Annotated in this window: 9 protein-coding genes; all 9 read left to right on the top strand. The window is 30.8% G+C overall.

Annotated features, from left to right (window positions below; translation table 11 throughout):
* The first annotated feature begins 220 nt into the window (after positions 1 to 220).
* The 9 genes from KO515_RS11425 to KO515_RS11385 all read left to right on the top strand — a co-directional run bounded on the left by KO515_RS11425 (position 221) and on the right by KO515_RS11385 (position 7,567).
* Positions 221 to 874: a hypothetical protein gene (locus KO515_RS11425; protein WP_215936480.1), complete on the top strand. Its 654-nt coding sequence runs from the start codon at positions 221 to 223 to the stop codon at positions 872 to 874.
* Between the two features lie 154 nt (positions 875 to 1,028).
* Complete coding sequence (locus tag KO515_RS11420; protein ID WP_215936479.1) at positions 1,029 to 1,403, top strand: hypothetical protein; 375 nt, start codon at positions 1,029 to 1,031, stop codon at positions 1,401 to 1,403.
* Positions 1,404 to 1,547: 144 nt separating this feature from the next.
* Positions 1,548 to 2,192, top strand: a complete 645-nt coding sequence (locus KO515_RS11415) for a DNA alkylation repair protein (protein WP_215936478.1) — start codon at positions 1,548 to 1,550, stop codon at positions 2,190 to 2,192.
* Positions 2,193 to 2,346: 154 nt separating this feature from the next.
* The gene (locus KO515_RS11410; RefSeq protein WP_215936477.1) at positions 2,347 to 2,883 is read left to right on the top strand and encodes a hypothetical protein; all 537 of its coding nucleotides are present in this window, start codon (positions 2,347 to 2,349) and stop codon (positions 2,881 to 2,883) included.
* 150 nt (positions 2,884 to 3,033) lie between these two features.
* Positions 3,034 to 3,570: a hypothetical protein gene (locus KO515_RS11405; protein WP_215936476.1), complete on the top strand. Its 537-nt coding sequence runs from the start codon at positions 3,034 to 3,036 to the stop codon at positions 3,568 to 3,570.
* Positions 3,571 to 3,730: 160 nt separating this feature from the next.
* Positions 3,731 to 4,279, top strand: a complete 549-nt coding sequence (locus KO515_RS11400) for a hypothetical protein (RefSeq protein ID WP_215936475.1) — start codon at positions 3,731 to 3,733, stop codon at positions 4,277 to 4,279.
* A 213-nt stretch (positions 4,280 to 4,492) separates the two neighbouring features.
* Positions 4,493 to 5,794 (top strand): Fic family protein, encoded by a 1,302-nt coding sequence (locus tag KO515_RS11395; protein WP_215936474.1) that lies wholly within the window; start codon positions 4,493 to 4,495, stop codon positions 5,792 to 5,794.
* A 156-nt stretch (positions 5,795 to 5,950) separates the two neighbouring features.
* On the top strand, positions 5,951 to 6,565 hold the full coding sequence (locus tag KO515_RS11390) for a hypothetical protein (RefSeq protein ID WP_215936473.1): 615 nt from the start codon (positions 5,951 to 5,953) through the stop codon (positions 6,563 to 6,565).
* Between the two features lie 27 nt (positions 6,566 to 6,592).
* A complete protein-coding gene (locus KO515_RS11385; protein ID WP_215936472.1) occupies positions 6,593 to 7,567 on the top strand; it encodes a hypothetical protein in 975 nt (324 codons plus the stop codon).
* Positions 7,568 to 7,713 lie beyond the last annotated feature (146 nt).

Below are 7,713 nucleotides of genomic sequence, written 5' to 3'. Positions count from 1 at the left end.
GAAATCAAACTTAAGACGTATATAAAACATAGCTATTACAGGCTTTCCGAGAGGTTCGTGTGTATTTGCGAAGTCCGCCAAATTTTTTAATTTGGCTTTTTTAGAAAATAAGATAAAAAGAAAATTAAAAAATTCGGCTCGTGCATAATCCGAAAGTTTAGCGTCTATTTATACGCTACGTTTCATATACACGACCGTTGTAAAACATTTGCTGAACTGAATGAAAAGAATACTAATCTTAATACCAATCATAATTTTATCAATGGGATTTTCTCTATTTAATAAAACATCGAAAGAAGACAAATTTTGGAATTGGTTTTCTAAACATCAACAAACCTATTACAATGAAGTGGAAAATCTTGAAATTCGAGAAAAAATATTTAATGATTTATCGACCGAATTAAAGAAAGTTCATCAGGATTTAGTATTTGAATTTAGCCCAATCCACGAAAGCGGAATAAGAGAATTTACGATTTCAGCAGAGGGAATTAAAGAGGTTTTTCCAATAGTTGAACAATTAGTGGAAAAAGCACCTAAAATTGAGAATTGGCAATTTAATGCTTTCAGACAAAGAATTCCTGGAGACGAATTTGAAATCCAATATGGAGATTTTAAAATTGGATATTCAGATATTTATTTTAGATACGTAGATGGTGAATATGGAAAAATCGGAATTGAATTGAACATTCGAGATTTTGATGATAGTGGACAATCTAAAAATGCAATCTATATTTTATTAGATGGATTAATTGGAGAATATGACATAACTATGGGAATTGATTGGATTGAATGGATAAAATTGGACGAATCAAATATTGAAACGCTGAATCCAATAACCAGTTTGAGAACACTAATTGACCAAAAGAAAAATTAATAAAAAACGTTTTACAACACCGTATATAATTTATTGCTAGTTCTAGCCTACTTACGAAAATCCTCGCGGATTTTCTATTCGGTTTTTATTTGCTAAATTACGTGCTAAACCACGCAACAAACCATATACAACAACGTTACCTGCAAGCTGAAAAATGGAACCCGAAAAAGACGAAAAATATTGGAAAGATTATACCGAATTCATCAAAGAAGTTGAAAACTTGACTGAATTTAGTCCTGCGGATTTATTGTCGCAATATGAAATTCTGATTGCGGAACTGAATGATATTGAGGAAGAGGATTATTTGGAATGGCAATATGAATTTGACTATGATTTATGGACAAGGCAAAAAATACAAAACGTAATTGACCATAAACCGATTTCGGAAAACATACTTCTGAATCAGTTTAAAGAAAAAATAAATGAATTGGATTCGGAATTAAAAAAGCATATTCTGAATTCTGACCAAATTGACTGGTGGAATAACCCAAAAATTGATTTTAAAAACGGAAATAAAGCCAGCAGGTAACACCGTGTATAATTAATTGCTAGGTTCTTCCCTACTTGCGAATATTCCTGCGGAATATTCACGGGTTCGTAAAAGTTTACTAATTTAGTTGCTGAACCACGCAACTAACCATACACAAAATCGTTACCTGCAAGCTAAAAAAAAATGACTGCTAAAGAATTTATTGAAACTCTAAAAATTATCGGACAAGATTATTCAGGGGGAATCCCGAAAAGAGAAATTTTTTCATTAGCAAAAGAATATCAGCAAATTCCAGTAACTGAAGTTGTAAAGTTACTAAAAGATGAAGATGAAAATCATAGACTTGGAGCAGTTTCAATTTTAGACTGGAAAGCACGAGATAAGAAAACTTCCGAAGAAGAAAGAAAAGAAATTTACAGAGCATATATTGACAATCATAAATGGATTGATAATTGGGGATTGGTAGATAGAAGCGCACCTTATGTTGTTGGAGGATATTTGTACGAAAAGGACAGAAAAACATTATACGATTTGGCAAAATCAGAAAATCCAATGGAGCGAAGAACAGCAATAGTAAGCACATATTACTTCATAAGAAAAAATGAAATAGAAGATACGTTTAAAATTGCAGAAATACTTGTAAACGACAATGATGAATATGTTCAAAAAGCTGTCGGAAGTTGGATAAGGGAAGCTGGAAAGAGAAATGAAGAAAAACTCAAAAATTTCCTTAATGAACACGCTACTGAAATGCCGAGAATAACACTTCGATATGCAATTGAAAAATTCGATAAGGAAACAAGAAAATATTACTTGAATTTGAATTAACAAATGAAAAAGCCAGCAGGTAACACCGTGTATAATTCATTGCTAGTTCAAGCTTACTTACGAAAGTCCTCGCGGAATTTCTATCTGTGATTTATTTGCTAACTTTAGTGCTGAAACACGCAACGAAATCATACACAAAACCGTTACCCAACATTTGAAAAAAGCATTCGTAATCATATTGACCTTAATCGAAATTGTAAGTTTTGGACAAGAAAATAAACTTGACCAAAATGAAAACGGAATGAACTCAATCGAACCGACTGAATTAGATAGTCTTTATGTTCGAGCTTTAAATAGTCGAATTGATTTGATTTTAGGAAGTGGTTGGAATTACGTGGAAATGAGTGGTTATGGAAAAAGGATTGCGGAATTAAATGTTTCTGACCGAATTAAATTTTTAACTAATGAGGAACTAATTGACTTATCTATTAAGAAGAAAAAAACGATTAACATAATTCGACTGAATCACAAAATAGTTGCAAAAGATACAATTGACATAATTTTTGGAGACGTTTCTGTAACTGCGAAAAGAGGAATATTTTTTCATCGTGGAATACGATTTAAAAAAGCGGAATTTTCAGTTGGTTGTCGTGGAACGAATGGCTATCAACCTGATATACGTTTTGTGCTTGACCGAAAAGATAATAAATGGAATTTAATATCGAACCGATTTATAACAACAGACGAATAAAAAACGTAGGGTAACACCGTGTATAATTCATTGCTAGTTAGAGCCTACTTACGAAAGTCCTCGCGGACTTTCTATCTGTGATTTATTTGCTAACTTTAGTGCTTAAACACGCAACGAAATCATACACAAAACCGTTGTACAACATTTAAAATGAGCATCGCAAAAAAAATAATATTCGGAATTTTAATCTTAATCGGACTATTTATAGGCTGGATTATTTTTGGATTATTTGCAGAAGATTATGAAGAAACAAAATTTTATAATATTGAAATTCCTGATAAATTAAACTTTGAAAAACCTATTGAATCTCTGACAAATCAACAAATAGATTCTCTGGAAAAAATAAAAGTTGACAATGAAAAAATTGTAATAATTGGGGATGGATATAGTGGTTATGACTTTTATATGTGGCATAAACCTACCGAAAAAGGAGAAATTTATATTAAAGCGTACGAATTGACTCAAAACATACAATTATCGGAATGGAAGTTAAGTACTCGGACAAAAAACACAATATCGGAATTAAGCGATAACTATAAATTGTACGAAGGAAATACTGTGATTGACGAAGGAACTTTTGAAAACTACTATCCAACTCGATTTGAATTATGGTTTAAATCCGAAAGTTCTGGAATTGAAAAAAAACTGACCGAAAAAAATTATGTGATTGATGGTTGGGATAGATAAAAAACGTTGTACAACACCGTATAAAAATAATTGCGGTTTAGTGCTTAATCAAAGGCAATTGCGTGTTTGCTTGCATCTGATTTTCCTTCGGAAAATCCTCGCATACAAACCCGCAACTATCCTTATACACAAAACGTTGTAAAACATTTGACCAAACTATATGAATATAAAGAAAATACTATCTGAATTTGGCAGTTGGATATTCGCAGGATTAACTTTTCTCGGATTTATAATAATTTATGCTGGAATTGGAGGGCGAGGAAAATATAACCCTACAGGAGATACTAATTGGTATTTTGTCGGAACTGGTATAATTCTGATTTTGCCATTTGTTATCTATATGATTAAAACAAAACTTATGCTAAAAAAGTCTTCCGACGAAAATGTTGAACGGATAAATGGCTTGATTAAAACTGGAGATAAACTAACTATTGATTTAGATGCGCTAGAAATTCAAACTAATAGCTACAAACAAGAAATAGAAGTTGGAAGCGGATATAATACTCGAAATGAATATGTCGATGTTAATCACAACGTAATTCTAATAGATGTTCCATATAAAAATGAATCAATTAAATATAAATTAAATATTGATATGGATTCTACTAAATTAAAAATGCATTTTGCGATTAAAGAGAAAACCGAATTATATGTTGACCCTGAAAATCCGAACAACAACTATTTGGATTTAAGTTTTTTAGAAAATTGAATAAAAAACGTTTTACAACACCGTATAAAAATAATTGCGGTTTAGTGCTTAATCAAAGGCAATTGCGTGTTTGCCTGCATCTGATTTTCCTTCGGAAAATCCTCGCATACAAACCCGCAACTATCCTTATACATAAACGTTGGGTGTAATTTACCAAAAAAATAAAAATAGCGAGATTATCGAATAATCTCGCTATTTTTATATATTTGTATTATGATTGAACAAGCACCAAAATATAACAAAGAGGATAAAAACACAATTCCATTAATGGTTGAACTTCAAACAAATGGAATGTTGAAAAATATTCAAGATGATTATCTTTATTGGGATAAAATAAAATACAAAACAAAAGAACATGATCCAAAAGAACTTTGGAATGCAATTAAACTTCATAGAATACTAAAAGCAAAACGAATTAATTTTGGAAATCACTCTTTTATGTTTGTTGTTACTGACTTTATGCAAAGAGCGTTGCATTTGTTTGACATGCATATTGGTGGGACCTTAGGTAGTAATATTGGTATAGCTGAAACCGATAAGACAAAATATATAATAAGTTCATTAATAGAAGAATCAATTTCTAGTAGTCAAATTGAAGGAGCAAATACAACTAGAAAAAGAGCTAAAGAAATGATTCAACTTGAGAAAAAACCTAAAAACAAGTCTGAATTAATGATAATGAACAATTTCATATCTATGAAGTATATAGTTCAAAACAAAGAAAAAGAATTAACAATTGAAAATATATTATATATACATAAACTAATTTCTAATGGTACTTTAGAATCAAGTGATGAAGAAGGCTGTTTTAGAGAAAGTGACGATGTACATGTTGTAGATTACACAAAAGGTGAAATAGTTCACACACCACCTTTAAAAAAAGATTTAGAAAAATTAATTGATGAGCTTTGCTTTTTTTTTAATAATGACACAAAAGACTTTATCCATCCCATTGTAAAAGGTTGTATAATTCATTTTATGATTGGTTGGATTCATCCTTTTACTGATGGAAATGGACGAACAGCAAGAGCATTATTTTATTGGTATATGTTAAAGAAAGGTTATTGGCTTACTGAATACTTATCAATTTCTAGAATAATTCAGGACACAAAAAATCAATATGAAAAAGCATATTTATACACTGAATCAGACGATAATGATTTAAGTTACTTTATTACCTATCATATTAAAACAATGGAAAAAGCTTATGAAGCTTTAAAAGAATATATCAACCGAAAACAAAAAGAAGTAGTCCAAGCTGCTAAATTCATGAAAATTCCTCAAATTAATGAAAGAACTGCTCAGATACTTAAATTATTAAATGATGATAGTGACAGAGTTTTAAATACTAAGGAAGTGGAAACAAGATTTAACATTTCAAGTTTCACTGCTAGATCTGATTTAAAATCTTTAGTAGAACTTGGTTTTCTAGATACAATACAGGTTAATAAGAAAAAAAGAAATTTCATTAAATCTGAAAACTTTGATAAAATCATTAAAAAATATAAATTATAAAAACTACACCCAACACCGTATAAAATTAATTGCTGTTTTTAGCCAGTTTACGAAAGTCCTCGCGGACTTTCTATCTGTGATTTATTTGCTAACTTTTGTGCTTAAAACACGCAACTAACCTTATACAACAACGTTGTACAACATTTGACCAAACCAATGACAAAAGAAGAATTAATTAAACAAGCACAAAGAATTTCTGAACGAGCAGATAGACAATATAGTGGAGCAATAACACAAGCTAGAGAATTCTTAAAGTCTTATGGAGGTGTGAATAATTCATTTTACAAAGCATTAAACGTAAGTGTTTCATTAACTAGAGATGGTCATAAAGAGAGATTGAAAGAAATTCTAATGTCATTTATTGACTATGTTGAAAATGACCTATTGAGGTCACTATCATTAGAGAGAGAAATTCAAATTGATACTGTCTCTGATTATCTTGAACAAGCAGAACGTTTATTAAATGACAAAAAGGTTCATCCAGCTGCACCAGCAGTAATAATTGGAGCTTCTCTTGAAGAGTTTTTACGTAATTGGTTGGAAGATATAGAATTTGATACAACAACTATAAAAAATAGCTTAGATGCATACTCAAGTGAATTAAGAAAACAAGGAAAAATATCAAAGCAAGATTTAAAAGATATTGTTTCTTGGGGAGGAACAAGGAATGATGCAGCACACGGACATTGGGAAAGTGTTGAAGACCGAAAAAGAATTAGGTTAATGCTAGAAGGCGTAAACTTATTTATGAGAAAATATTCTGAATCTTAAAAGATGGAGCAAAACATTTAAAACAAAATGATTGAAAATCAACCATCACCATCTGATTATCAAAATGTCGCATTTGAATGTCTTATTCAAGCCTATAAAAGCATCTGCAAAGTAGATAACGAAGAACTTGCCGAAGGTATATTACGTAGTGATATTTGGGATTATAATGAGATTGTATTAAAGACTTCTGTCATCTTGACTCATCAAGCATTGGAAGCTTTACTTAAATCAAAAATATCAGAAATAGACCCACTTTTACTTTTAGAACAAAAGCAAGAGAAAGACAAAACATCTAAAAAGCCTGTTAAATGTGATTTTACAGATTTATACACAATTTCAGGACAAGAGCTTTTAAAAATATTTTTTACAAATGTAGACTCTTCAGATTACGACAAAAAATTAGCCAATCATTTCGAAGAAGTTCGATTATTAAGAAATAAGCTAGTACACGGTATTGGAGCTGATAAACTAAATCCTGAACCTGTATTAATTTTAATCTTTAGAACATTTACTTTTCTCTGTGGTAAAGATTCATTTTGGGATGCCTTACAAGATAAATTCTATGAACATCCAGCACAACTTGAAGGAGAGCCAAAGTTTGTCTTTGAAAGAGCAGACCAATATGTTCATTTAGAATATTTAGAATCACTATTAGGAAGAGGAGAAATGAATAAACACTTCGAACACGACTTCAAAGCGAGGCGATATTTTTGTCCTGATTGTACTGGAGAAGAAGGTGTTTTAGTTACCGAAGATGGACAAGCAAGTCTCTACCCTAATTTCAAATATACATTTTTGAGTCCTAATGAAGCAGACTCAAATAATGTAAATTGTTTAGTTTGTAGTCAAGATTTTGAAGTAGAAAGAGTAGACTGTAATAAGAAAGACTGTAAAGGGAATGTAATTTTCATTGATAGAGATGACGAAGATATTGATGAAGAAACTGGAGAGGTTTATACCGAACCAACTAAAATTTGTTTGACTTGTAATGAAATACAATAAAAACGTTGTACAACACCGTGTATAATTCATTGCTGGTTATAGCCTACTTACGAAAGTCCTCGCGGACTTTCTATCTGTGATTTATTTGCTAACTTTAGTGCTTAAACACGCAACGAAATCATACACAAACACGTTAGCAAACATTT

The organism is Winogradskyella psychrotolerans, assembly GCF_018860545.1.
In the GTDB taxonomy this organism is placed as follows: domain Bacteria; phylum Bacteroidota; class Bacteroidia; order Flavobacteriales; family Flavobacteriaceae; genus Winogradskyella; species Winogradskyella psychrotolerans_A.
Note: the sequence above shows the minus strand (reverse complement) of the source record. Positions and strands in the feature narration are given on the sequence as shown.

Bases quoted from the DNA above. Each gene is read 5' to 3' on its own strand.
- KO515_RS11420 (WP_215936479.1), top strand. From the start codon at position 1,029: ATGGAACCCGAAAAAGACGAAAAATATTGGAAAGATTATACCGAATTC.
- KO515_RS11385 (WP_215936472.1), top strand. From the start codon at position 6,593: ATGATTGAAAATCAACCATCACCATCTGATTATCAAAATGTCGCATTT.
- KO515_RS11400 (WP_215936475.1), top strand. From the start codon at position 3,731: ATGAATATAAAGAAAATACTATCTGAATTTGGCAGTTGGATATTCGCA.
- KO515_RS11405 (WP_215936476.1), top strand. From the start codon at position 3,034: ATGAGCATCGCAAAAAAAATAATATTCGGAATTTTAATCTTAATCGGA.
- KO515_RS11395 (WP_215936474.1), top strand. From the start codon at position 4,493: ATGATTGAACAAGCACCAAAATATAACAAAGAGGATAAAAACACAATT.
- KO515_RS11390 (WP_215936473.1), top strand. From the start codon at position 5,951: ATGACAAAAGAAGAATTAATTAAACAAGCACAAAGAATTTCTGAACGA.
- KO515_RS11415 (WP_215936478.1), top strand. From the start codon at position 1,548: ATGACTGCTAAAGAATTTATTGAAACTCTAAAAATTATCGGACAAGAT.
- KO515_RS11425 (WP_215936480.1), top strand. From the start codon at position 221: ATGAAAAGAATACTAATCTTAATACCAATCATAATTTTATCAATGGGA.